At 55.6% G+C, this 25,170-nt stretch carries 22 protein-coding genes; 16 read left to right on the top strand and 6 right to left on the bottom strand.

The features are described 5' to 3' along the window. The first annotated feature begins 39 nt into the window (after positions 1 to 39). The gene (phoA, locus tag ACX3P5_RS10525; protein ID WP_262287631.1) at positions 40 to 1,458 is read left to right on the top strand and encodes an alkaline phosphatase; all 1,419 of its coding nucleotides are present in this window, start codon (positions 40 to 42) and stop codon (positions 1,456 to 1,458) included. Positions 1,459 to 1,500: 42 nt separating this feature from the next. Here phoA and msrA read toward each other — a convergent pair whose 3' ends face one another. From msrA to eptA, 6 genes are all read right to left on the bottom strand, one after another. Then, positions 1,501 to 2,034, bottom strand: a complete 534-nt coding sequence (gene msrA / locus ACX3P5_RS10520) for a peptide-methionine (S)-S-oxide reductase MsrA (protein WP_031376424.1) — start codon at positions 2,032 to 2,034, stop codon at positions 1,501 to 1,503. Between the two features lie 59 nt (positions 2,035 to 2,093). Beyond that, positions 2,094 to 2,660 (bottom strand): flavin reductase family protein, encoded by a 567-nt coding sequence (locus ACX3P5_RS10515; protein WP_458968664.1) that lies wholly within the window; start codon positions 2,658 to 2,660, stop codon positions 2,094 to 2,096. A gap of 128 nt (positions 2,661 to 2,788) precedes the next feature. Beyond that, positions 2,789 to 3,778, bottom strand: coding sequence for an aldo/keto reductase (locus tag ACX3P5_RS10510; protein WP_233987854.1), 990 nt, complete (start codon positions 3,776 to 3,778; stop codon positions 2,789 to 2,791). 334 nt (positions 3,779 to 4,112) lie between these two features. Beyond that, positions 4,113 to 5,171 (bottom strand): two-component system sensor histidine kinase PmrB, encoded by a 1,059-nt coding sequence (gene pmrB, locus ACX3P5_RS10505; RefSeq protein WP_233987855.1) that lies wholly within the window; start codon positions 5,169 to 5,171, stop codon positions 4,113 to 4,115. Beyond that, entirely contained in the window at positions 5,168 to 5,848 is a 681-nt protein-coding gene (gene pmrA, locus ACX3P5_RS10500) for a two-component system response regulator PmrA (protein WP_233987856.1), read from the bottom strand. Before pmrA ends, pmrB begins: the two co-directional genes overlap by 4 nt. Beyond that, on the bottom strand, positions 5,845 to 7,479 hold the full coding sequence (gene eptA, locus ACX3P5_RS10495) for a phosphoethanolamine transferase EptA (RefSeq protein WP_233987857.1): 1,635 nt from the start codon (positions 7,477 to 7,479) through the stop codon (positions 5,845 to 5,847). The genes pmrA and eptA overlap by 4 nt, the downstream gene beginning before the upstream one ends. A gap of 446 nt (positions 7,480 to 7,925) precedes the next feature. Here eptA and otsB point away from each other — a divergent pair, with 446 nt between their 5' ends. The 15 genes from otsB (at position 7,926) to cheZ (ending at position 25,042) form a co-directional block, all read left to right on the top strand. Then, positions 7,926 to 8,714, top strand: coding sequence for a trehalose-phosphatase (otsB, locus tag ACX3P5_RS10490; RefSeq protein WP_336755475.1), 789 nt, complete (start codon positions 7,926 to 7,928; stop codon positions 8,712 to 8,714). After that, positions 8,711 to 10,147: an alpha,alpha-trehalose-phosphate synthase gene (gene otsA / locus ACX3P5_RS10485; protein WP_233987859.1), complete on the top strand. Its 1,437-nt coding sequence runs from the start codon at positions 8,711 to 8,713 to the stop codon at positions 10,145 to 10,147. Before otsB ends, otsA begins: the two co-directional genes overlap by 4 nt. 1,031 nt (positions 10,148 to 11,178) lie before the next feature. Further along, on the top strand, positions 11,179 to 11,529 hold the full coding sequence (gene flhD, locus ACX3P5_RS10480; RefSeq protein ID WP_233987860.1) for a flagellar transcriptional regulator FlhD: 351 nt from the start codon (positions 11,179 to 11,181) through the stop codon (positions 11,527 to 11,529). Further along, a complete protein-coding gene (gene flhC, locus ACX3P5_RS10475) occupies positions 11,529 to 12,107 on the top strand; it encodes a flagellar transcriptional regulator FlhC (protein ID WP_233987861.1) in 579 nt (192 codons plus the stop codon). Before flhD ends, flhC begins: the two co-directional genes overlap by 1 nt. A 132-nt stretch (positions 12,108 to 12,239) precedes the next feature. Then, positions 12,240 to 13,127 (top strand): flagellar motor stator protein MotA, encoded by an 888-nt coding sequence (gene motA / locus ACX3P5_RS10470; protein ID WP_094121232.1) that lies wholly within the window; start codon positions 12,240 to 12,242, stop codon positions 13,125 to 13,127. Next, the gene (gene motB / locus ACX3P5_RS10465; RefSeq protein WP_233987862.1) at positions 13,124 to 14,068 is read left to right on the top strand and encodes a flagellar motor protein MotB; all 945 of its coding nucleotides are present in this window, start codon (positions 13,124 to 13,126) and stop codon (positions 14,066 to 14,068) included. The genes motA and motB overlap by 4 nt, the downstream gene beginning before the upstream one ends. An 11-nt stretch (positions 14,069 to 14,079) precedes the next feature. Next, a complete protein-coding gene (cheA, locus tag ACX3P5_RS10460; protein WP_233988160.1) occupies positions 14,080 to 16,056 on the top strand; it encodes a chemotaxis protein CheA in 1,977 nt (658 codons plus the stop codon). 23 nt (positions 16,057 to 16,079) lie between these two features. After that, a complete protein-coding gene (gene cheW, locus ACX3P5_RS10455) occupies positions 16,080 to 16,577 on the top strand; it encodes a chemotaxis protein CheW (protein ID WP_233987863.1) in 498 nt (165 codons plus the stop codon). Between the two features lie 160 nt (positions 16,578 to 16,737). Then, positions 16,738 to 18,408 carry a methyl-accepting chemotaxis protein gene (locus ACX3P5_RS10450; RefSeq protein WP_458968663.1) on the top strand — a complete coding sequence of 557 codons (1,671 nt, stop codon included), beginning with the start codon at positions 16,738 to 16,740 and terminating at the stop codon, positions 18,406 to 18,408. Between the two features lie 205 nt (positions 18,409 to 18,613). Beyond that, positions 18,614 to 20,176 (top strand): methyl-accepting chemotaxis protein, encoded by a 1,563-nt coding sequence (locus tag ACX3P5_RS10445; RefSeq protein WP_233987865.1) that lies wholly within the window; start codon positions 18,614 to 18,616, stop codon positions 20,174 to 20,176. A gap of 107 nt (positions 20,177 to 20,283) precedes the next feature. Beyond that, positions 20,284 to 21,960, top strand: a complete 1,677-nt coding sequence (locus ACX3P5_RS10440; protein ID WP_458968662.1) for a methyl-accepting chemotaxis protein — start codon at positions 20,284 to 20,286, stop codon at positions 21,958 to 21,960. 83 nt (positions 21,961 to 22,043) lie between these two features. Next, positions 22,044 to 22,913 (top strand): protein-glutamate O-methyltransferase CheR, encoded by an 870-nt coding sequence (gene cheR, locus ACX3P5_RS10435; protein WP_233987867.1) that lies wholly within the window; start codon positions 22,044 to 22,046, stop codon positions 22,911 to 22,913. Further along, on the top strand, positions 22,913 to 23,962 hold the full coding sequence (locus tag ACX3P5_RS10430; RefSeq protein ID WP_458968661.1) for a protein-glutamate methylesterase/protein-glutamine glutaminase: 1,050 nt from the start codon (positions 22,913 to 22,915) through the stop codon (positions 23,960 to 23,962). Before cheR ends, ACX3P5_RS10430 begins: the two co-directional genes overlap by 1 nt. 39 nt (positions 23,963 to 24,001) lie before the next feature. Further along, on the top strand, positions 24,002 to 24,391 hold the full coding sequence (gene cheY, locus ACX3P5_RS10425) for a chemotaxis response regulator CheY (protein ID WP_094121240.1): 390 nt from the start codon (positions 24,002 to 24,004) through the stop codon (positions 24,389 to 24,391). A 9-nt stretch (positions 24,392 to 24,400) separates the two neighbouring features. After that, on the top strand, positions 24,401 to 25,042 hold the full coding sequence (gene cheZ, locus ACX3P5_RS10420; RefSeq protein WP_094121241.1) for a protein phosphatase CheZ: 642 nt from the start codon (positions 24,401 to 24,403) through the stop codon (positions 25,040 to 25,042). Positions 25,043 to 25,170: the final 128 nt, after the last annotated feature.

Genomic DNA, 25,170 nt, shown 5'->3' with positions numbered 1-25,170 from the left:
CTGAAATCATTGGTATTTTTTGCTTACAAGGATCGATTAATGAAAAAGCTTCCTCTGTTTACCCTTTCTCTGCTCGCCTCCGTGATCGCCACGCCGACCCTGGCAGATACCGACCTTGCTTCCCGCGCGGCGCAGGGAGATATCAGCCAGCACGGCGGGGCGCGTCGGTTGACCGGTGATCAGACTGAGGCGTTAAAAGCCTCGTTACGCAATAGCACCGCAAAAAACGTCATCCTGCTGATTGGCGACGGGATGGGCGACTCTGAAATTACTGCGGCGCGTAACCTGGCAGAAGGGGCGGGCGGCTTCTTTAAAGGCATCGATGCGCTGCCGCTGACCGGCCAGTACACCCACTATTCGTTAGACAAGAAAACCCATAAGCCCAATTACGTCACTGACTCTGCCGCGTCAGCCACCGCCTGGGCGACCGGCACCAAAAGCTATAACGGTGCGATCAGCGTTGACGTAAATGGTCAGGATCAAATGACGTTGCTGGAACTGGCGAAAGCGGCGGGCAAAGCCACCGGTGACGTTTCGACAGCTGAATTACAGGATGCGACGCCCGCCGTGCTGTTCTCACACGTCACCTCACGTAAATGCTACGGACCAGAAAAGACCAGCGAACTCTGTCCAACCAACGCTTTAGAGCAGGGTGGTAAAGGGTCGATCAGCGAGCAATTACTGAAAACCCGCCCGGACGTGACCCTGGGCGGTGGCGCGAAGTCCTTTGCTGAGGTGGCGAAAGCGGGCGAGTATCAGGGTAAAACCCTGAACGAGCAGGCGCAGGCGCTGGGCTATCAGCTGGTCAGTGACTGGCAGGGACTCAATGCCGTAACCCAGGCCGACCAGAAGAAACCGCTGCTGGGCCTGTTCTCGCCTGGCAACATGCCGGTGCGCTGGCAGGGACCCAAAGCCAGCTATCACGGCAATATCGATAAGCCGGTGGTAACCTGTGAAGTGAATAAAGATCGCCCGCTGTCGACGCCTACGCTGGCACAGATGACCGCCAAAGCGATCGACCTGCTGCGTCACAATCCCGATGGTTTCTTCCTGCAGGTGGAAGGCGCCTCAATAGATAAGCAGGATCACGCCGCCAATCCGTGCGGACAAATTGGCGAGACGGTGGATCTGGATGAAGCGGTCCAGCAGGCGCTGGCATTTGCGCGTGAAGAGGGGAATACCCTGGTGGTGGTGACGGCCGATCATGCTCACAGCAGTCAGATCGTCGAGAACGGCACCAAAGCGCCGGGCCTGACGCAGGCGCTGAACACCAAAGACGGCGCGGTGATGACCATCAGCTATGGCAATTCAGAAGAGGATTCGCAGGAACATACCGGTTCACAATTGCGTATTGCGGCGTATGGGCCACATGCCGGTAACGTGGTGGGACTGACCGATCAAACCGATCTGTTCTTTACCCTGGGGAATGCGATGGGGCTGAAGCTGCCCGGTCAGTAAAACCGGGTCGGGGTGGTGGAAACCACCCCGCAGCTGAAAAAACTAGCTCTTCACCTTATTGGCAAAGCTCTTACGCAGTTTCTGCAATTTCGGTGGGATCACCGCCAGGCAGTAACCGTTACGCTGACCAGCACCGTCCCAGTAATCCTGGTGATAGGCTTCAGCCGGATACCACTCTTTCAGCGGCTCGATGGTGGTTACCACCGGCACATCGTGATCGGCCTGCGCGCGTTCAATCGCGGCACGGGCTTCCGCTTCCTGCTCTGCATTGGCCGGGAAAATCGCTGAGCGATACTGGGTACCGATATCATTGCCCTGACGATTAAGCTGGGTCGGATCGTGGGTCACAAAGCTGATATCCAGTAAATCACCGTAGCTGACTTTTTCCGGATCAAAGCCGATGCGGATCGCTTCAGCGTGACCGGTGGCACCGCTGCAGACCTGCTCATAGGTCGGATTTGGCCGGGCACCGCCGGTGTAACCGCTCTCTACCGACTCCACGCCGATCACATCCTTAAATACCGCTTCGGTGCACCAGAAACAGCCACCCGCGATCACTGCATATTCGATTGCCATAATGAATTACTCCTGTCAGGTCGAAAGAGGAGAATGGGGACGAGAGCGCCCGCTTTCAACTAAAGCAGCATTTCCGGTTTAAAATCTTTGCTCTTATCCAGCAGCTTATCGCTCATCACGCTGAAGCGGCCTTCACCGGTGTAGTGCAGGGTGGTGGGATAGTCGGGATGTTCGGCAACGTGCGCTTTAACAATCTCAAAAATAAACAGGTTGTAGTTATCGACCATCGAATCGTCATACAGCTGGCATTCGAAGCTGGCAAAGCATTCGGCAATCATCGGCGCGCGAACTACCTGCGCGGGCTCAGCCGTCAGGCCAAAGGCGTCGAACTTATCCAGCTGGTCACCGTGGCTGTTACCGATCGCCACCACCTGATCAATCAGCGAGGCCGAAGGCACGTTGAGCACGCACTGACCGCTGTTACGGATCAGTTCATGACTGTAGTTCATGCCGGCAATCATGCAGCCGACCAGTGACGGGGAAAATTCAAGCACGGTGTGCCAGCCGAGGGTCATGATGTCGTGCCGATCCTCAAACTGCGAGCTGAGCAGCAGGACCGGACCCGGCTCAAGATATTTACGCGCTTTGCTGACCGGAAAAGCATATTTGTGCATGCGTTGACTCATGGCGGAACTCCCTGAACGGAATGGTGCCACTAAGTGTAGAGCACCACGCCGACGCAGCGGTGGAGCCAACCCGCAGAATGGAAAAAAGCGCTGCCGCGGCGCGGTTCAGCGCGCGTCAGCGTTCGGGCTTAACGGCCAACCCGCGCCTGCAAGGCGGCAGGGTAGCGGTCACCTTGTATCTGGACCGCGTCCAGTGCCTGATTGATGCGCTGTAACTCTTCTGCCGTGAGCTGCAACGCTGCCGCCTGCAGGTTTTCGCTCAGACGGTGCAGTTTCGTGGTGCCAGGGATCGGGACAATCCACGGTCTTTGTGCCAGCAGCCAGGCGAGGGCAATCTGTGCCGGTGTGGCAGCGTTATCCTGTGCGAGAGTGCCGAGCAGATCGATCAGCGCCTGATTAGCGGCCAGCGCTTCAGGCGAAAAGCGCGGCACCTGGCTGCGGAAATCGTCGCTGCCAAAGGTCGTGTCCGGCTGAATGGCGCCGGTCAGATAGCCTTTACCCAGTGGACTGAACGGCACAAAACCGATGCCCAGCGCCTCCAGCGTCGGCAGCATCTCCGCCTCCGGTTCACGCCACCACATCGAATATTCACTCTGCAACGCCGTCACCGGCTGAACCGCGTGGGCACGGCGCACGGTCTGTACGCCAGCTTCGGATAAGCCAAAATGTTTCACCTTACCTTCGGCGATTAAATCTTTAATCGTTCCGGCGACATCCTCAATCGGCACCTCAGGATCGACCCGATGCTGATAATAGAGGTCAATCACTTCCGTTCTCAGCCGACGCAGCGAACCTTCAATTGCCCGGCGAATCTGTTCTGGCCGGCTGTTAAGAATCTGCTGTTTGTTATCCTCGCCAAAAGTGAAGCCAAACTTAGTGGCGATCACCACCCGATCGCGAACCGGTGCCAGCGCTTCGCCCACCACCTCTTCATTCAGCCACGGGCCGTAAACTTCAGCGGTATCGAAAAAAGTGACGCCCTGATCGACGGCGGCGCGGATCAGGGAGATGGCCTGCTGTTTGTCAGTTGCCGGACCATAACCGTGACTCAGCCCCATGCAGCCGAGCCCCAGGCTGGAGACCTCCAGACCGGACTGACCTAATCTGCGTGTTTGCATTGTTGCTCTCCTCGGAAGTGTTGCGGGAATCGCCTGAGAATAGAGCACATCGCGCGCGCTGATTAGATCCCTGAACAGAGATGAGTTTATGAGTTGTGCTCATTAGTGGTGGGGAAAGGGCGATTTTTAACCTAAGTCCGGCGAGCTTAAGGTTTCCTTAATCTGGCGCGAGGATACTCCAGGGACAACATGAGGAGAATGCCATGAAATCTGCGTCTACTGCGGTAATTGCTGCACCTGCCCGACCTGTCAGTGAATATGCGGCCGTGCTGATCGCCGCCGCAACCGTGATCCTGTTTCTGGCGGCATGGTTCAGCGCCTGAGTCGTCTGCCATCAGAATTTAATCACCGCCCGACAGCCGCTGCGGTCGCGGCGGTTTTCCAAAAAGAACTGAAAGCGATGCAGCTGCACAATGCGGCTGACGATGCTTAACCCCAGTCCAATCCCGCCGTAACGACTGTCCATCCGGATAAAGGCTTTACTCAGCTCACCGCTTTTACTTTCATCAATACCCGGACCTTCGTCTTCCACCGTCAGGGTCGGCTGTGCGCCCGACGCCAGCCGCAGAGTAATCGCACTCTCTTTGGGGCTGTAACGATGGGCATTCTCGACCAGATTACGCAGCAACATTTTCAGCAACGTCGCGTCCCCGCGTACAAACAGCTCCTCTGGCAGATCGAGCGTCAGCGTCTGCTGGTGCGCATCCAGCATGGTGCTTAGCTCCGCCTCCATCGGCAATATCACATCTTCAATCAGCGCCACATTCTGATAGGTGCCGGAGGTAAAAGACTGCCCGGCACGCGCCAGCTGCAACAGCTGCGACACGCTGTGCGTCATCTGATCGAGCCGCTGGAGTAACGGCTGAACATGGGCCTCGCCGTTGCGTTCAATCAGTTCCAGATGCAGTCGTAATCCCGCCAGCGGGGTGCGCAGCTCGTGCGCCACATCGGCGGTAAACAGCCGCTCGCGCTCCAGGCTGTTATTCAGCCGCGCCACCAGCTGGTTGATCGCCTGGGTCACGGCATCGATCTCATGCACCGAACTATGGCAGGCGATTGGGTCCAGATTCTCTTCGCTGCGGTTCTCCAGTTCACGCTGCAGTTGATACAGCGGCCGGGTGATCCATTTCACCGCCTGATAGCAGAGCAGCAGCGTCAGCGTAATCATCACCAGACTCGGCACCGCCAGGCTGGCAACCGCTTCATGCACCTCTCTTTCGACGTGGCGATCCATATTGCGCTTCTGCAACTGCGCTTCGACCAGAAACTGAATCTGTTCTTTACTCTCATGCCACAGCCAGACTACGCTGATCACCTGGAACACCAGCAGAATCAGGCCTATGGTCAGGATCAGGCGAAAACGCATACTGCGATGATCGATCCGGGATTTCATGGTGCCTCGCGCATCACGTCAGTCGTTACCAGCGCATAGCCGAAACCGCGCACCGTGCGGATCGCACTTTTGCCGATTTTGTCACGCAGATTATGAATGTGAACTTCCAGCGTATTGGTAGACGGCTCGGTTTCCCAGTTATAGATATCCTGATAGAGGATTTCGCGGTGCACCGGGTTACCTGCCTTCAGCATCAGGCGGGAGAGGATGGCATACTCTTTGGGCGTCAGATCCAGCAGCGTTCCGGCGAGTGAGATCTGGCGATGCGTCATATCCAGCGCCAGCGCGCCGACCATCAGATGACTGTCGCCCTGATTGACATGGCGGCGGATCAGGGCACGAATGCGTGCCAGCAACTCCTCCAGCGAGAACGGCTTAATCAGGTAATCATCGGCACCGGCATCCAGCCCGGCAATACGTTCACTGATGGTGTCACGCGCGGTGAGAATCAGTACCGGCGTCATCTTCTTCTGCCGACGCAGACGCAGCAGAAAATGCAGTCCGTCTTCATCGGGTAAACCGAGATCCAGCACCACCAGACTGTAAAGGCCGCTGGCAAAATGCGCTTCAGCATCCCGCACCGTGGTAACGCCATCACAGACGTAACCTTCGCCCTCCAGCGCCAGGATCAATCCCTGTAACAGCAGAGCATCATCTTCTACGATTAGAATTTTCATTGTGGTCGGCTCCGACACATCGTCAAAATGTCATCCGCGGGTACATATTCGTGGGTCGCGGTGCCGGTTAATCCCAGCATGGTTGAGAACAGATTATCCTGTGAAAAATCGTCTGTCGCCGCCAGTCTGGTCAGGCAGCCACGATTAATCGCATAGCGCTGCTGATAATCCTCTGACAGCCAGATCAACATCGGCACATGTTTTTGCGTCTCCGGGGCAATCGCGTAGGGCAGGCCATGCAGGTATTCGCCATTTTCGCCCAGCGATTCACCGTGATCGGAAAGATAGACCAGGCTGGTGGTAAAGCGATCCTGATGGGCACGCAGCAGGTTAATCGCCTTATCCACAATGTGATCCACATTCAGCAGCGTATTGTCATAAGTATTGACCAGCTGTTGCTGCGAACAATCCTGAATCTGATTGGTATCACAGGTCGGGACGAACTGACGCAATTCCGGCGGATAGCGGTGGCTGTAGGTCGGGCCGTGGCTACCAATGGTGTGCAGCACAATCACCGCATTGCCCTTAATCTGGTTAATGTAGTCATCCAGGCCATGAAACAGTACGTCGTCGTAACATTCACCGTTAATACACATGCCAGGCAGATTCAGGCTGGTCATATCCTGATGCGGCACCCGGTCGCAGGCGCCTTTACAGCCGCCATCATTCTCATTCCATAACACGCTGATGCCCGCCCGCTGGATGATATCCAGTAACCCTTCCTGATGCGCCGCCAGTACATCATCATAATGTGCGCGCGGCATATTAGAGAACATACAGGGCACCGAAACGGCAGTGGCCGTGCCGCATGAGGTAGTGTGCGGAAAATAGATCACATTATCTTTTGCCAGCAGCGGGTTGGTCTGACGGGCGTAGCCGCCCAGCGAGAAGTTCTGCGCCCGTGAGGTTTCCCCAACGATCAAAATGGTCAGATTCTGTTTACCGCCGCTGAGCCGATCGGGCTGTTGATGGGCATCTTCGCCAATACGTACCAGCGGCAGGTTCTCCAGTTGCTGATGCTTATACCAGGAGAGGCTGGCGGCGATGCTGTTTGACGGGCTAAGCGCCTTCACCAGTTCGCGGTTATTGCGAAACAGCGAGGCGTAATCTTTATAGAACAGCAGCGCAACCAGCAGGATCACCGCCACGGAGATCATGATGCTGAGCAGTCGCTGCACCACGCCACGCCAGTGCTGTTTCTTCAGCCGCGGCCAGAACACCAGCAGCGCCATCAACAGGCCCGATGTCAGCAGGGTAAACAGCAGTTGTGGGGTGATGAGCGCAAAAGATTCCGACGCGGTGGTATCCATCATATTGGTGATCATCGAGCGATCGACCACGATGTTATAGGTCTGGATAAAAAACTGTGCGCTGGCGGAGAGCAGGATAAACAGCGCAATCAGCAGTCGGTCCAGCCAGAGAAACGAGGCGAGGGTGATCACAATGTTGATCACGCTAAACGCCACCAGCGGCATAGAGAAAAAGACCAGCGAGGCGTGCAGGCTGGTCAGTGGCATCAGAGCCAGCACCTGACGGTAATAGGCCAGATTAAGGAAAACCGAGATATAACAAGCCGCAAGGATCAGCAAAGTGAGGCGGCTGATAACCGGCCGGTTCAGTGTAAATGCCATGTTGAGAAATATCCGAATATCAATTGTGTGCTGAGAGTGCACTTTCAATATTAGGAATACCTTAAGACGCTTAAGGTTGGCCCGGCTCCGGTGGCTCAGCCGCGGTACACAAGGGCTATTCCCCATCCATCGGCTGCAAAAAAAGGAATGAAGAGAAAATAACCCGCTATTCAGCGTCGGCAAGGCTGGCTGACTTAACCGCAGCGGCTGGCATGAAACCTGCATCTTTCTGGCAAAGCCACTATTACTGTCTACACTTAATCGGGTGATGTTCTCAGTCAGCCAGTATTGTCAGTAATGAGCTTGCAAGTTTGAGGAGAGTGACCTATCGAATCGCCCGGCTTTATCCCTCAATCGCCACGTTATCAGAATTTCCCTCTTGCTGACCCTACTGCGTCAGGACATCCTTGATTTGAACTCAAATTTCCAAATTCAGGAGAAGTGACGTGACCCAAGCGGTAGATACCTCTGACGCGTTCCCGACACTCGATGGCGGGCTTTATGCCTTCTTTTTTGATGTCGATGGCACGCTGGCAGCGATACAGTCCCGTCCCGAAGCGGTGTTTATTCCTGAACAGGTCGTTGACCAGTTACAACAACTCTCCGCACTCAGTCAGGGTGCGCTGGCGCTGGTCTCTGGCCGGCCGATTGAACAACTCGATGCTCTGGCCGCGCCGTGGCGCGGTCCTGCCGCTGGCGTACACGGTGCCGAGCGCCGTGACGCCGACGGCGAGATGCAGCGCATCAGCCTGCCGGTTGAGGTTGAACAGGAACTCCGGACGGAACTGCAAAACGCGATGGCGTTATGGCCTGGCACCCAGCTGGAAATCAAAGGCATGGCCTTTGCACTCCACTATCGCCAGGCGATGCAGCATGAACAGGATGTGATGCGACTGGCTGAGCAATCTGTAAAACGTTTTCCAGGACTGGCGCTTCAGCCAGGGAAATGTGTCGTTGAAATTAAACCTTTAGGGATTGATAAGGGCGCTGCCATTGGCGATTTTATGCAACAGGTGCCTTTTGCCGGACGCATTCCGGTATTTATTGGAGACGACCTGACAGATGAGAAAGGCTTTCTCGCGGTTAACGCCATGCAGGGCATCTCTATTAAGGTCGGCGAAGGTTCCACTCAGGCCCGCTATCGATTAAACAATGTCGAGGCAGTATATGGCTGGCTGGAACGAACATTATTACGATTAAAGCAAGACAACGTCGGTAAGGAGTTTAGGTTATGAGTCGTTTAGTGGTTGTATCTAACCGTATTGCCATTCCAAATGGGGCTAAAACCAGCGCAGGCGGCCTGGCCGTTGGGATTCTGGACGCGTTGAAAAGCACAGGCGGACTGTGGTTTGGCTGGAACGGTGAAATCAGCGAGTTCTCAGGCGAAGAAGAGGACGATGTTACCGTCCAGCAGCATGAAGGCATTGAGTATGCCTCCTTCCCGTTAAGCCAGAACGAATACGATCTCTACTATTGCCAGTTTTCCAATACCGTAATCTGGCCCGCCTTCCATTATCGTCTTGATCTGGTGCAGTTCCAGCGCGAAGCCTGGGACGGCTATTGCGAAGTGAATGATGCGGTGGCCCAGCGGTTAAAACCGTTGATTGAGCCGGATGATATTCTGTGGATCCACGATTATCACTTCCTGCCGTTTGCCGCAGCGCTGCGTCGTGCCGGTATTAATAACCGCATCGGTTTCTTCCTGCATATTCCTTTCCCGACGCCTGAGATATTCAATGCGCTGCCACCGCACAAGGAACTGCTGGAAATGCTGTGCGAGTATGATCTGCTGGGTTTCCAGACCGAATCAGATCGGGTTGCTTTCCTCGACAGCGTCAGCCAGCTGACACAGTTGCAGAATAAAGGGGATAAGAAGCATCGCGCCTTCGGCAATACCTTTATGACCGAGGTTTATCCGATTGGGATTGAACCCGACAGTATTAAAGAGATGGCTGAAGGGCCGTTGCCACCGAAAATGGCGGCGATGAAGAAAGAGCTGGGCGACGCGCGCAACATTATTGCCTGTGAGCGCCTCGACTATTCCAAAGGTCTGCCTGAGCGTTTCCTGGCGTATGAAGCGCTGCTGGAGAACTACCCCCAGCACCGCGGTAAAATTCGCTACTCACAGATTGCGCCGACCTCACGCAGTGATGTGCAGGCCTATCAGGATATTCGTCATCAGCTGGAAACTGAAGCAGGGCGCATCAACGGTAAATACGGCACGCTGGGCTGGACGCCGCTCTACTATCTCAACCAGCACTTTGATCGCCGGCTGTTGATGAAAATCTTCCGCCTGACCGATGTCGGTCTGGTAACGCCGCTGCGTGACGGGATGAACCTGGTTGCGAAAGAGTATGTGGCGGCGCAGGACCCGGACGATCCGGGTGTGCTGGTGCTGTCGCGCTTCGCCGGTGCCGCCAATGAGCTGACCTCTGCGCTGATCGTCAATCCTTATGACCGCGATGAAGTGGCGGCGGCGCTCGACAAAGCGATTACCATGCCGCGCACTGAAAGGATTTCACGTTATAACGACATGATGGCGGTGCTGCGTAAAAATGACATTACCGCCTGGCGTGAAAACTTCCTCAAAGACCTCTATCGCATCGCCCCTCGCAGTGCCGACCATGGTACGGCGAACAAGGTCGCAACCTTTCCTAAACTGGCCTGATTAAACGGCCTGAAGCCGTTCTGACGGGCAACGACATCTTTGGGTGTCGTTGCCCTTTTTTACAGCCAGCACCGGCTGTGCTCGCCGGTTACATTCCGTCATGCTCCCTGCCACAATCTTTACCCTGGCTGGCGTTCGCTTTACGCCGCTTCACCCGGCACAGGGCTCAAAAAAAAGCAAACGGTCAAAAAAACCACTGATAAGCGTATCAGGCGGCTTTCTTTAATTTTTAAACTCAAGTTTTTCTTCCCGCTGCCGATACTGACTAAGCCTGATTAAACCCTTCCCCAATTCATTCATCCTGCTTATGTAACTCATTGTTACATCTGGTGTCGTATACTAAACATCCAGCGGTAACTGTTAACGCTTGGTTGCCAGTTGAAGTCAGTACTGCCGTATAAACCTTAACGCTTTCATTACTCACCCTCTGCGATACTCACCCTAAGTGACTAATTACAAAGTGATTCTCTGCCGCTTCGTTCAGCATAATATGCTGACTTAGTCGTTTTAAATGGTTCTAAATAGGGTGTTAAATCGATTAACACTGACAATAGATCGACGCCGTCTCAAAGCCTCGAATAGAGCTGCTTTTACCCCCTATTAAACCTTTCTCAGGACCAATTCGACTTAAAATCGGCTTTTTTCGCTCAAAAATTGAACAACAGACAAAGGATCGTAAAGGGTTGCTGAAGAAATTTGCCTTAAAAGTGTGATCTGCGTCACACTTTATCTAAAATTTCACAGTACTGTCGTTGTATGTCGAAATCAGACGATATAGATTTGCCTTGTTTTCGGAATAGTCTTAAAAAATGTAAGAAGACGTCACGGAAGATGGTCAGAACTCGAAAATAAAATGGCCTGGATTTTTGACTTTCGGTGGGTCATGAACCCACACATAAGATGAAGGCGAAAAGCAGTGACATTGGCTTCACATGACATTTTTTTTGCCATCTTTAGATTTACCAAACAGCAGCTCAATACGCAGATAATAATCTGTGGTGAAGTTACGTCGCGTCTCTCAGGATGGAAAAATGGGTACATCTGAATTACTAAAACATATTTACGATCTCAACTTGTCATATTTACTGCTTGCGCAGCGATTAATTAACCAGGAAAAAGCTTCGGCAATGTTTCGCCTCGGTATCGATGAGAAAATGGCGGACGCATTATCTGAATTAACACTGCCTGAAATGGTAAAAATGGCGGAAACCAATCAATTGGTTTGCCAGTTCCGTTTTACCGATAGCAGCACAATTAATCGCCTGACGCAGGAATCACGCGTGGATGATTTACAGCAAATCCACACCGGCATTTTATTATCGAGCCGTTTACTGCGTAACGCGTCTAAAGATGACGTGCCTGCTAAAAAGAGGGCGATGTGATGACTGAGAAAAGTATTGTTCAGGAAGCGCGTGATATTCAGCTCGCGATGGAGCTGATTACCCTGGGCGCGCGTTTACAGATGTTAGAAAGCGAAACCCAACTGAGTCGTGGTCGTCTGATTAAGCTCTATAAAGAGCTGCGCGGTAGTCCGCCACCGAAAGGCATGCTGCCTTTCTCTACCGACTGGTTTATGACCTGGGAGCAGAATATTCACGCTTCCATGTTCTGTAACGCCTGGAAGTTTTTACTGAAAACCGGACTGTGCAACGGCGTCAACGCCGTGATTAAAGCCTACCGGTTATATCTCGAACAGTGTCCGCAATCGGACGAGGGCCCGCTGTTGGCGCTAACGCGTGCATGGACCCTGGTGCGATTCGTTGAAAGTGGCATGCTGGAACTGGCCGATTGCAAAAGCTGTAATGGCAGCTTTATTAATCACGCCCATCAGCCGGTTGGCAGCTTTGTCTGCAGCCTGTGCCAGCCGCCATCACGTGCCGTAAAAAGACGTAAACTTTCTGCAGATTCTGCCGATATGTTTCCACAACTGCTGGATGAACAGGTTAAACGCGCCGTTTAAGTTTGTTCGCACTGTGGAAGCCATCCAGCAGCGGTTAATACCGCTGCTTTTTTTTTGCTTCCGTTTTACGAATAACACCTGCGGCTCTCTGGCTTAACTTCCACCAACACGTTACGGACGTAAGGATTTCTTGTGCTGATAATTTTAGGTTATTTGATTGTTTTAGGCTCCGTGTTGGGCGGATATGCGCTGGTGGGTGGCCATCTTGGCGCACTTTATCAGCCGGCTGAATTATTAATGATCGGTGGCGCCGGGGCCGGTGCTTTTTTAGTGGGCAACAACGGCAAGTCGATTAAAAAAACCCTGAAAGCGTTACCTTTGTTATTTCGCGGGTCAAAATATAACAAAGCGGTTTACATGGATCTGATGGCGCTGCTCTATCGCCTGATGGCCAAGTCCCGTCAGCAGGGGATGTTGTCGCTGGAACGCGATATTGAAGATCCCAGCCAGAGCGAAATTTTCGCTAATTATCCGCGTATTCTTGCCGATAAACAGTTAGTGGATTTTATTACCGATTATTTGCGTCTGATGGTCAGCGGCAACATGAACGCCTTTGAGATTGAGGCGCTGATGGATGAAGAGATTGAGACCTACGAGCACGAGTGTGACGTACCGGCGCAAAGTATAGCGGCGGTCGGCGATGGTCTGCCGGCATTCGGTATCGTGGCGGCGGTAATGGGCGTGGTACATGCCCTGGCTTCCGCCGATCGTCCGGCGGCGGAACTGGGTGCGCTGGTGGCTCATGCGATGGTCGGAACATTCCTCGGCATTCTGCTGGCGTATGGCTTCATTTCGCCGCTGGCGTCGGTACTGCGCCAGAAATGTGCTGAAACCACCAAGATGATGCAGTGCATCAAAGTGACGCTGCTCTCCAGCCTGAATGGTTACGCGCCTCAGATTGCGGTGGAGTTTGGTCGTAAAACGCTCTATTCCGCTGAACGTCCCTCATTCAGCGAACTGGAAGAGCACGTACGTAACGCGAAGAACCCGGCTAAACAGACTTCGGATCAGACCTCATGAAGCATGGCAATCGCCCAATTGTGCTGATCAAAAAGCGCAAACATAAAGGACATGAAGGCAGCCACGGGTCGTGGAAAATTGCCTACGCCGACTTTATGACGGCGATGATGGCATTTTTTATGGTGATGTGGCTGCTTTCCATCGCCAACCCGCAGGAGCTGGTGCAGATCGCTGACTACTTTAAAACGCCGCTGAAAGTGGCGATAACCGGTGGCCAGCGCAGCAGCGACAGCGACAGTCCGATTCCTGGCGGCGGCGACGATCCGACGAAAAAGATCGGTGAAGTGAAGAAAGTGGTCGATATGGATGAGCAGAAACGCAAGCTGGACGATATTCGCCTTAACCGGCTGCGGGAAAAGCTCGATCAGCTGATTGAAGCCGATCCGCGTCTGAAAGCGTTACGTCCGCATCTGATCATCAACATGGTGGAAGAGGGGCTGCGCATTCAGATTATCGACAGCCAGAACCGCCCGATGTTTAAGACCGGCAGGGCTGAGGTGGAGCCCTATATGCGCGATATTCTGCGCGCCATTGCGCCGATCCTCAACGGCATTCCCAACCGTATCAGTCTGGCCGGCCATACCGATGATTTTCAGTATGCCAGCGGTGATAAAGGGTACAGCAACTGGGAACTCTCAGCCGATCGTGCCAACGCCTCGCGGCGTGAACTGGTGATTGGCGGGTTAGACAGCGGCAAAATTTTGCGCGTGTTAGGCATGGCCGACACCATGCGCCTGAAAAATCGTGGCGGGAATGATGCGGTTAACCGTCGCATCAGCCTGCTGGTGTTGAACCACGACACCGAAGCGGCAATAGAAAAAGAGAACGCAGAAAGTGATGCCGTCCAGATCAGCGATCCGGCGGCCATTGAACAAATTACCGCACCGTCAGCTCCCCAGGGCAGCGCGGTGAATACAGCAGCCCCCTCACAGCCGAGGTGATCCCCGTGAGTATGGACATCAGCGATTTTTACCAGACGTTTTTTGATGAAGCCGATGAGCTGTTAGCGGATATGGAACAACACCTGTTGGGTCTCGACCCGCAGGAACCAGATTCTGAACAGCTTAACGCCATCTTCCGCGCCGCCCACTCGATTAAGGGTGGCGCCGGAACCTTTGGTTTTACGGTATTACAGGAAACTACTCACATCCTGGAAAACATTCTGGATGGTGCTCGTCGCGGCGAGATGCAGCTCAGCACCGACATCATCAACCTGTTTTTGGAAACCAAAGATATTATGCAGGAACAGCTCGATGCTTATAAAACCGCGCAAGAGCCGAACGCGGAGAGCTTCAAATATATCTGTGAAGCGCTGCGCCAGCTGGCGCTGGAGGCCAAAGGTCTGCCGGTTGAAGCACCGGTCAGCGTGGCCGCCGTTGCCAGCGCAGCACCGGCCAGCAGTGCGCTGCGCGTGCAGCTGATCGATCTGAAAGAGAAAGAAGTCGATCTGATGCTGGAAGAGATGAGCAATCTCGGCACCCTGACTAACGTCCAGAAGGGCAGCAACACGCTGGATGTCTGCATTGATGGCGTCGGCAAAGATGACATCGTGGCGGTGCTCTGCTTTGTGATTGATGAAGCGCAGATTCGCTTCCCGCAGGCGGAAGAGCCGGCACCGGTGTCAGCGCCAGCGCCTGTTGCGCCGGTGGTGGCTGAAGTGCAGACCGCCAGCGTCACCGAACTGCCAGTGGCCGCGGTGAAACGCGAAAGCAAACGCGCTGCGGCACCGGCCAAATCAAGCGAATCCACCAGCATCCGCGTGGCGGTTGAGAAGGTCGATCAGCTGATTAACCTGGTCGGCGAACTGGTGATTACCCAGTCGATGCTGGCGCAGCGTTCCGGTGAACTCGATCCGGTGGCGCACGGTGACCTGCTGAACAGCATGGGTCAGCTGGAGCGTAATGCCCGCGATCTGCAGGAATCGGTGATGTCGATTCGTATGATGCCAATGGAATATGTCTTCAGCCGCTTCCCGCGTCTGGTGCGTGACCTGGCGAGCAAGCTCGGCAAAGAAGTGGAGCTGACGCTGCTCGGCAGCTCAACCGAACTCGATAAGAGCCTGATTGAACGCATCATCGATCCGTTAACGCACCTGGTGCGTAACAGCCTCGACCACGGTATCGAATCGCCGGATAAACGTCTGGCGGCCGGCAAAGTGGCAACCGGTAACCTGACGCTGTCGGCGGAACATCAGGGCGGCAACATCTGTATCGAAGTCTCTGATGACGGTGCCGGTCTGAACCGTGAACGTATTCTGGCGAAAGCGCTCTCATCCGGCTTGCCGGTCAGCGAAAGCATGAGCGACGAAGAGGTCGGGATGCTGATCTTCGCGCCTGGCTTCTCAACGGCCGAGCAGGTCACCGACGTGTCAGGCCGCGGCGTCGGCATGGATGTGGTGAAACGAAACATCCAGGAGATGGGCGGTCACGTCGAAATCGCCTCGAAGCAGGGCAAAGGCACCACCATCCGTATCCTGCTGCCGCTGACGCTGGCGATCCTCGACGGCATGTCGGTTCGTGTGGCGGATGAAGTCTTTATTCTGCCGCTCAATGCGGTGATGGAATCGCTGCAGCCGCGTGCTGAAGAGCTGAAACCGCTGGCCGGTGGCGAGTGCGTACTGGAAGTGCGCGGTGAGTATCTGCCGCTGGTCGAACTGTGGAACGTGTTTGAGGTGCAGGGGGCGAAAACCGAGGCCACCCAGGGCATCGTCGTCATTCTGCAAAGCGCGGGCAAGCGTTACGCGCTGCTGGTCGATCAGCTGATTGGTCAGCATCAGGTGGTGGTGAAGAACCTGGAAAGTAACTATCGCAAAGTGCCGGGCATCTCCGCCGCCACCATTCTTGGCGATGGTAGCGTGGCGCTGATTGTCGATGTTTCAGCACTGCAATCACTGAACCGTGAAAAACGTGTGGCTGGCGCTGCCGCCTGATTGATAACGAAAGGGTAAATAACATGAATGGAATGGCAACCGTGACAAAAATCGCTGGCGAAACTGTCGGCCAGGAGTTTCTGGTCTTCACGCTGGGCGATGAAGAGTACGGCATCGATATCCTGAAAGTTCAGGAAATTCGCGGTTACGATCAGGTAACGCGTATCGCAAATACCCCTGAATTTATTCGCGGCGTCACCAACCTGCGTGGCGTGATCGTGCCGATTATCGACCTGCGGGTGAAGTTCTCCCAGCCCGATGTCGAATACAACGATAACACCGTGGTGATCGTGCTGAATCTGGAGAATCGCGTGGTCGGGATCGTGGTGGATGGCGTTTCTGACGTGCTGTCACTGACCCAGGATCAGATCCGCCCTTCACCGGAGTTCGCCGTCACCATGTCAACCGAGTACCTGACCGGTCTCGGCGCGCTGGGCGATCGCATGTTGATTCTGGTTGACATTGAGAAGCTGCTGAGCAGCGACGAGATGGCGCTGGTGGATAACCTGCGTAGCGCCTAAGCGTCACGTCACAGGCCGGTTATGTCCGGCCTGTGACAGTTTTACTGCTGAATAATTTCTTATTTTTCAAATAATAAACTCACTTTCTTCTCTAATTTCCCGCACGCACCTGCCGATAATCACGTTGCTGCTTTATCACTTACATTTTCCAGGGTTAATCATGTTAACGAAAATTCGCGTTGTCACCAGCCTGTTGCTGGTATTGCTGATGTTTGGGCTGTTACAGGCCTTTTCCGGCTCCGTTTTTTATTCGGCACTCAGCCATGACAAGCGTAGTTTTGCCGTGTCGCAGCTGGCGATGCAGAACACTCAGGCTCTCAACGATGCCTATATGAGTCTTAACCAGAGCCGGGTCTTACTCACCCGCATTCAGCTGCGCTTTGCCACCAGTAAACTGGAAGGAAAAGACGCCGACGTTGCCGGACTGTTTGACGACAGCAAAGCCTTTCAGCAGGCGGCCGCGGGCTATTACAAAGTCTTTAAGGAGACGCCCGATACCCCAGGGCAAAATCTGCAACTCAATGACCAGCTGGATCAGCGCTACAGCGCCTATGCTACGGCATTAAACGATCTGCAGACCGCACTGCAGGCGAACGATCTGGTGGCGGCTGGCAAAGCGCCGGTGGCACCGGGCCAGAGTGCGTTTCTGAAGCTCTATACCGACTGGCGCGCCGATCAGAACCGACTGACCACGCTCGGCGTTGAAGAGAACAGTTCTGCTTACAGCCGGATGCTGTGGATACTGGGCACCATCATGGCGGTAGTAGCAGGTGTGATCGTCCTGTGCTGGTTCGGTCTGCGCAAGGTATTAATTACTCCACTGAACACGAACATCACCCATATTCAGCACATCGCGCAGGGCGATCTGACCCAGCCGATCGCGGTTGAAGGGCGTAACGAGATGAGCCAGCTGGCGGCCAGCCTGCATGATATGCAGCAGTCACTGGTGCGCACGGTGAGCAACGTGCGCGAAGGGTCTGATGCCATTTTTACCGGTGCCAGCGAAATTTCTGCCGGCAATAATGATCTCTCTGCCCGTACTGAACAGCAGGCTGCCTCTCTGGAGCAGACCGCCGCCAGCATGGAGCAGCTGACCGCCACGGTGAAGCAGAACGCAGACAATGCGCGTCAGGCGTCGCAGCTGGCGCAGACCGCCTCAGAAACCGCGCAGAAGGGCGGCAATGTGGTGGATGGTGTGGTGAAAACCATGCGCGACATCGCGGGCAGCTCGAAGAAAATTGCTGATATCACCAGCGTGATTGACGGCATCGCCTTCCAGACCAACATCCTGGCGCTCAACGCCGCGGTGGAAGCGGCGCGGGCCGGAGAACAGGGGCGCGGTTTTGCGGTGGTAGCGGGTGAAGTGCGCAATCTGGCCCAGCGCAGCGCCCAGGCCGCCAAAGAGATCAAAGGACTGATTGAAGACTCGGTTAACCGGGTCAATGCTGGCTCCCAGCTGGTGGGAACCGCCGGTGAAACCATGAGCGATATCGTCAGTGCGGTGACCCGCGTCACCGACATCATGGGCGAGATCGCCTCGGCGTCCGATGAGCAGAGTCGCGGTATCGATCAGGTGGGTCAGGCGGTTACCGAGATGGATCGGGTCACCCAGCAGAACGCCTCGCTGGTCGAAGAGTCAGCAGCGGCGGCGGCCTCGCTGGAAGAGCAGGCCAGCCGTCTCAGCCAGTCAGTGGCGGTGTTTAAGATCCAGCGCGCGTCTGGCGGGCAGACGCTGACCAGGCATCTGCCGATTGCCTCGCCGGTGACCGCTCTGGCACCGCGTAAAGCGCTGACCGCACCGGTTAGCGACACTCACTGGGAAACCTTCTGATCGACCGCACGCCCCGCCTGCCTCCAGCCGGGGCGTGCACCTGCGCCTCATCCCGCCAGCCTGACTAAAGCCAAACCCGCCGCCCGGTAGCAATATCATTAATTACAAAAGCCGATTGTCGCTGAAAAGCGGCGAAAACCGCTAACACATCGCGTCAGAGCGCCGATAAAGCCGCTGCACCTTAATCAACCTGCAGGGGAACAAGATGTTAAAAAGAATAAAAGTGGTCACCAGTTTAATCGCGGTACTGGTGATCTTTGGCGCGCTTCAGCTGCTCTCCGGCAGCCTGTTCTGGTCGGCGCTGAATAAAGACAAAGCGGCTTTTGCCCTGTCGCAAGTCTCCAATCGCAACGTCACGGCGATGACCGACGCCTATATTTCGCTGAACAACAGCCGCACCACCCTGAACCGCGCCATGCTGCGGTTACAGACCAGCATGGCCTCGCAGATGAACGGCGGTCAGCTCGACGATCTGATGAACAAAGCTAACGCGCAATTAGCCGAGGCCGATCGTCACTTCCAGATCTACTACAACCTGCCTGCGACCGCTGGCCTTGCGGTGGCGCTGCGCGACCGGCTGGAAGCGGATTACGCCAGTTACGACAACGGCCTGAAAGCGATGGTGAAAAGTCTGCAGGCGCGCGATCTGGAAGGGATGTTTAAACAAAATATCGAACAGAAACAGGTGGCGATGCAGGGCAGCTATGGTGAGTGGCGCGCCCGTCAGACCGCGCTGTCTGAACAGGGCATTGCCCAAAACCAGCAGGCTTTTACCCAGATGATGTGGCTGTTGGGCGTGATTGCCGTGTCGGTACTGGTGGTGATTGTCGCCTGCTGGTTTGGCCTGCGGCAGGTGTTAATTCAGCCGCTGCAACAGCTGCTGGCGCATATCCGATCTATCGCCTCCGGCGATCTGACCCAGCCGATCCAGGTCGAGGGGCGTAACGAGATGAGCCAGCTGGCGGCCGGCATTCAGGAAATGCAGCAGTCGCTGGTGATGACCGTCAGCAACGTGCGTGACGGCTCTGACGCCATCTTTACCGGTGCCAGTGAGATTGCTGCCGGTAATAACGATCTGTCAGCGCGTACCGAAGAACAGGCCGCCTCGCTGGAGCAGACCGCCGCCAGCATGGAGCAGCTGACCGCCACGGTGAAGCAGAACGCAGACAATGCGCGTCAGGCGTCGCAGCTGGCGCTGACCGCCTCAGAAACCGCGCAGCAGGGCGGCAAAGTGGTGGACGGTGTGGTCAGCACCATGAAAGAGATCGCCGGCAGTTCGAAGAAGATTGCCGATATTATCAGCGTGATTGACGGCATTGCCTTCCAGACCAACATCCTGGCGCTTAACGCCGCGGTGGAAGCGGCGCGGGCCGGTGAACAGGGCCGCGGTTTTGCGGTGGTGGCTGGTGAAGTGCGTAATCTGGCGCAGCGCAGCGCCCAGGCGGCGAAGGAGATCAAAGGGTTGATCGAAGATTCAGTGGCACGCGTCAACAGCGGTTCGCTGCAGGTCGAAAGCGCGGGCAGCACCATGAACGACATCGTCGGCGCGGTCACCCGCGTGACCGACATCATGGGCGAGATCGCCTCGGCATCCGATGAACAGAGCCGTGGCATCGAGCAGGTCGGTCAGGCGGTGACCGAGATGGATCGCGTCACCCAGCAGAACGCCTCGCTGGTGGAGCAATCCGCCGCCGCTGCTGCCGCCCTGGAGCAGCAGGCCAGCGTTCTGACCCAGGCCGTCTCCGTTTTCAAAGTTTCCCGCGTCTGATTTTCTCTCCTCTCCTCATGGCGGCAGCGGTAAAGCCGCCGCCATGCATAAAGTTCCCTTCAGATGCGCCGATAAACAGAAGCGAATCGCCAACCAATGAGGTGTGTATGTTTAGTCGTGTACGTGTTGTTACCGGTCTGCTGTGCGTGCTGGCGCTGTTTGCGCTGCTGCAGCTGTTTTCCGGCGGAATGTTTTTCAAAACCGTCAGTTCAGATAAAGAGAATTTTGCCTATAACCAGCGGCTGAATACGCTGCAACAGGCGATGGGCACCTCATGGGTTTCGCTGGTTCAGGCGCGCAACACCCTTAACCGCGCCGGTATTCGTTTTCTGCAGGATGCGCAGATGTCCGGATCGGGCGCCACGGTGAAAGATCTGGTGGCACTGGCGGGTGAAGAGCTGAAACAGGCTGAGCTGGGCTATCAAACCTTCAACGCTAACCTGTCAGAAAAAGGCAAAAACGCCGACAACGTCAAAGCGCTGCAGGCAAATTATCAGGCTTATCACGACGCGCTGGCCGAACTGATGGTGTTCTTCAACAGCGGCAACTTTAAGGGCTTTGTTGACCAGCCTACTCAGAGTTATCAGGACAAGTTTCAGAAAGATTACAACGCCTGGCTGGAATACAACCAGGTGCTGGCGAAGCAGGGCGTGGATGCCAATGAGCAGGCCTATAGCCGCTCCATCACCATCGTGGTTGCGACGCTGGCTGTCACGCTGCTGATGATTATTCTGGTGTGGAACGTGATGCGCCGCGTGCTGATCCGCCCGCTGCGTCAGAGCATCGAGCATATTCAGCATATTGCGCGCGGCGACCTGACCCAGCCCATCGATCTCTCGGTGCGTAACGAAATCGGCGAGTTGCTGGCTTCCTTGCAGAACATGCAGCAGGAGCTGGCGCGCACCGTTCGTAGCGTACGTGATGGATCGGACGCGATTTATACCGGTGCCAGCGAAATCGCCATCGGTAACAACGATCTCTCCTCACGCACCGAACAGCAGGCCGCCTCACTGGAGCAGACCGCTGCCAGCATGGAGCAGCTGACCGCCACCGTGAAGCAGAACGCCGAGAACGCCCGTCAGGCCTCGAAGCTGGCGCTTAACGCCTCTGAAACCGCGCAGCAGGGCGGCAAAGTGGTGGATGGCGTGGTCACCACCATGAAAGAGATTGCCGGCAGCTCGAAAAAGATTGCCGATATCACCAGCGTGATTGATGGCATCGCCTTCCAGACCAATATCCTGGCGCTGAACGCCGCGGTGGAAGCCGCCCGTGCCGGTGAACAGGGTCGTGGTTTTGCGGTGGTGGCGGGTGAAGTCCGCAGCCTGGCGCAGCGCAGCGCGCAGGCGGCCAAAGAGATCAAAGGTCTGATTGAAGACTCAGTCAGCCGCGTCAATACCGGCTCGGTGCTGGTGGAGAGCGCAGGCGACACCATGAGCAACATCGTCAGTGCGGTGACCCGCGTCACCGACATTATGGGCGAAATCGCCTCCGCGTCGGATGAGCAGAGCCGTGGCATTGATCAGGTGGGTCTGGCGGTCACCGAGATGGATCGCGTGACTCAACAGAACGCCTCGCTGGTGGAAGAGTCGGCTGCTGCCGCAGCGGCGCTGGAAGATCAGGCCAGCCACTTAAAACAAGCGGTCTCAGTGTTCAATATTGGTAAAGAATTTGTCGCCCAGGCCGTTAACAAGACAACGGCGACAAAAAGCCTTCAGTTGGATGCGCCGTTAACCGTTGCCCGTCAGTCTGCGTCACGCAGCGACGACAACTGGGAAACCTTTTAATCGCCTGGAAGGCCCGACCGCTGTCTGGCGGTCGGGCATCGCAGCAGAAAGTTAATGTGTTTTAGTTCAGGCCAGGTGCAGAAATGAAAAAATCGACATTCGAGCAAAATGAGACGACGACGCTGCTGTCGCAAATGGTGCAGCGCTTACCGCTGTCAGATACGCATTTCCGTCGTATCAGCCAGCTGATCTATCAGCGTGCCGGTATCGTGCTGGCCGATCACAAGCGCGAAATGGTTTACAACCGTCTGGTACGTCGTCTGCGCACGCTGAATATCGATGATTTTGGTCGTTACCTGGCGCTGCTGGAACACGATCCGAACAGTGCGGAATGGCAGGCGTTTATCAATGCGCTGACCACCAACCTGACCGCGTTTTTCCGCGAGGCGCATCACTTTCCGATCCTCGCGGACCATGCGCGTAAGCGTCAGGGTAATTTCAGCGTCTGGAGTACCGCCGCGTCGACCGGTGAAGAGCCTTACTCGATTGCCATGACGCTGGCCGAAACGCTGGGGACCGGACCGGGTAAGTTCCAGGTTCACGCCAGCGATATCGACACCCAGGTGCTGGAAAAAGCGGTGGCGGGCGTCTATCGCCAGGAGGAGCTGCGTACGCTGTCACCGGCGCAACTGCAACGCTTCTTCCTGCGCGGTACCGGTCCACATGCTGGCATGGTGCGGGTACGTTCTGAACTGGCCAGCATGGTCAGTTACGCACAGCTCAATTTGCTGGCGAATGACTGGGCGCTGCCAGGCCAGTTCGACGCCATTTTCTGCCGCAATGTGATGATCTATTTCGATAAAGAGACGCAGGAGAAAATTCTGCGTCGGTTTGTTCCCTTGCTGAAGCCCGGCGGCATTCTGTTTGCTGGTCACTCAGAGAACTTCAGTCAGATCAGTAAAGAGTTCTGGCTGCGTGGGCAAACCGTCTATGGACTGACGAAGGAAAGATGATGAGCAAAATCACCGTGATGTGCGTAGATGACTCTGCGCTGATGCGGCAACTGATGACGGAAATCATCAATAGCCATCCGGATATGGAGATGGTCGCGACTGCGCCCGATCCGTTAGTCGCCCGCGATCTGATTAAGCAGTTTAATCCGCAGGTGCTGACGCTGGATGTGGAAATGCCGCGCATGGATGGCCTCGACTTCCTCGAAAAACTGATGCGTTTACGGCCAATGCCGGTGGTGATGGTCTCATCGCTGACCGGAAAAGGCTCGGAAATTACCCTGCGGGCGCTGGAGCTGGGTGCGGTGGACTTCGTCACCAAACCGCAACTCGGGATTCGTGAAGGGATGCTGGCCTACAGCCAGATGATTGGCGACAAAATTCGTGCTGCCGCCCGCGCCCGTCTGCATAACCGGGCGGCGATGCCGGTGCCGGCGACGCTGAAAGCGGGTCCGTTGCTGAGCAGCGAGAAGCTGATTGCGATTGGTTCGTCAACCGGCGGTACCGAGGCGATTCGCCATGTGCTGCAGCCGCTGCCAGCCACCAGCCCGGCGCTGCTGATTACTCAGCATATGCCGCCAGGCTTTACCCGCTCTTTTGCCGAGCGGCTGAACAAGCTGTGTCAGATCACGGTGAAAGAGGCCGAAGACGGCGAGCGTATTCTGCCGGGACACGCCTACATCGCGCCAGGTGCGATGCACATGGAGCTGGGCCGCAGCGGTGCCAACTACGTGGTGAAACTGAACGAAGGGCCACCGGTCAACCGGCACAAGCCCTCTGTGGATGTGCTGTTTAAATCGGTGGCGATCAACGCCGGACGCAATGCGGTCGGGGTGATCCTCACTGGCATGGGCAACGACGGGGCCGCCGGGATGCTGGAAATGCATCGGGCTGGTGCCTGGACCATTGCCCAGAGCGAAGCCAGCTGTGTGGTATTTGGCATGCCGCGTGAGGCGATAGCCACGGGCGGCGTGAGTGAAGTCGTGGATTTAAGCAACATCAGCCAGCACATGCTGGCGAAAATTAGCGCCGGACAGGCATTGCGTATTTAACAGGCCCGTCCTGCCGGGCGAGATAACACAGGAGTAGATATGGCTGATAAAAACATGCGCTTTTTGGTGGTAGACGACTTCAATACGATGCGTCGTATTGTGCGTAACCTGCTGAAAGAGCTGGGCTTCAACAACGTTGAAGAAGCAGAAGATGGCGTGGATGCGCTCTCAAAGCTGAAAGCGGGTGGTTTTGACTTCGTCATTTCCGACTGGAACATGCCGAACATGGATGGCCTGCAGCTGCTGCAAACCATCCGTGCCGATGCCGCGATGAGCAGCATGCCGGTACTGATGGTCACCGCAGAAGCGAAGAAAGAGAACATTATCGCTGCCGCTCAGGCTGGCGCCAGCGGATACGTCGTGAAACCGTTCACGGCGGCGACGCTGGAAGAAAAGCTTGGCAAAATTTTCGAAAAACTGGGCATGTAAGGAGATGTGATGAGCGACCTTCCGAAACCAACTGAGGATGCCTCGGCACACGACATCATTACCCGCATCGGCTCTCTGACGCGTATGCTGCGCGACAGCCTGCGCGAGCTGGGGCTGGATCAGGCGATTGCCGATGCGGCTGAAGCCATTCCCGATGCCCGCGATCGTCTGGATTATGTGGTGCAGATGACGGCGCAGGCCGCCGACCGTGCGTTGAACTGCGTTGAGGCGGCACAACCGCATCAGGATAAGATGGAAGCCGGGGCAACCCAGCTGAAAGGGCGTTGGGACCAATGGTTTGAAAACCCAATTGAACTGGCCGATGCGCGTGAGTTGGTAACGGATACTCGCGAATTCCTTGCTGCCGTGCCGGATCATACGTCCTTTACCAACAAGCAGCTGCTTGAAATCATGATGGCGCAGGATTTCCAGGACCTGACCGGTCAGGTCATCAAGCGCATGATGGATGTGATCCAGGAGATTGAGCGCCAGCTGTTAATGGTGCTGCTGGAGAACATGCCGGAAGTCAGTGCCGAGAAGCGTCAGGAAGGCACCAGCCTGCTGAACGGTCCGCAGATTCACGCCGATGCACCTGGCGTGGTGGCGAACCAGGATCAGGTTGATGACCTGCTGGACAGCTTAGGATTTTAATCGGCTGAAGCCAGCCTGCGGGCTGGCGACACGGCTGCACCTCTCTGTTACGGGTCCACCAGACGGTGGGCCCGCTCTGCTTTGCCCGACTCATCCGTCAAAGAACGCCCCTTTTTCCCGTTTTATCT

Source organism: Pantoea sp. S-LA4 (genome assembly GCF_054482835.1).
The sequence above is the reverse complement of the archived record's forward strand: the minus strand, read 5'-3'. Positions and strand labels throughout refer to the sequence as shown.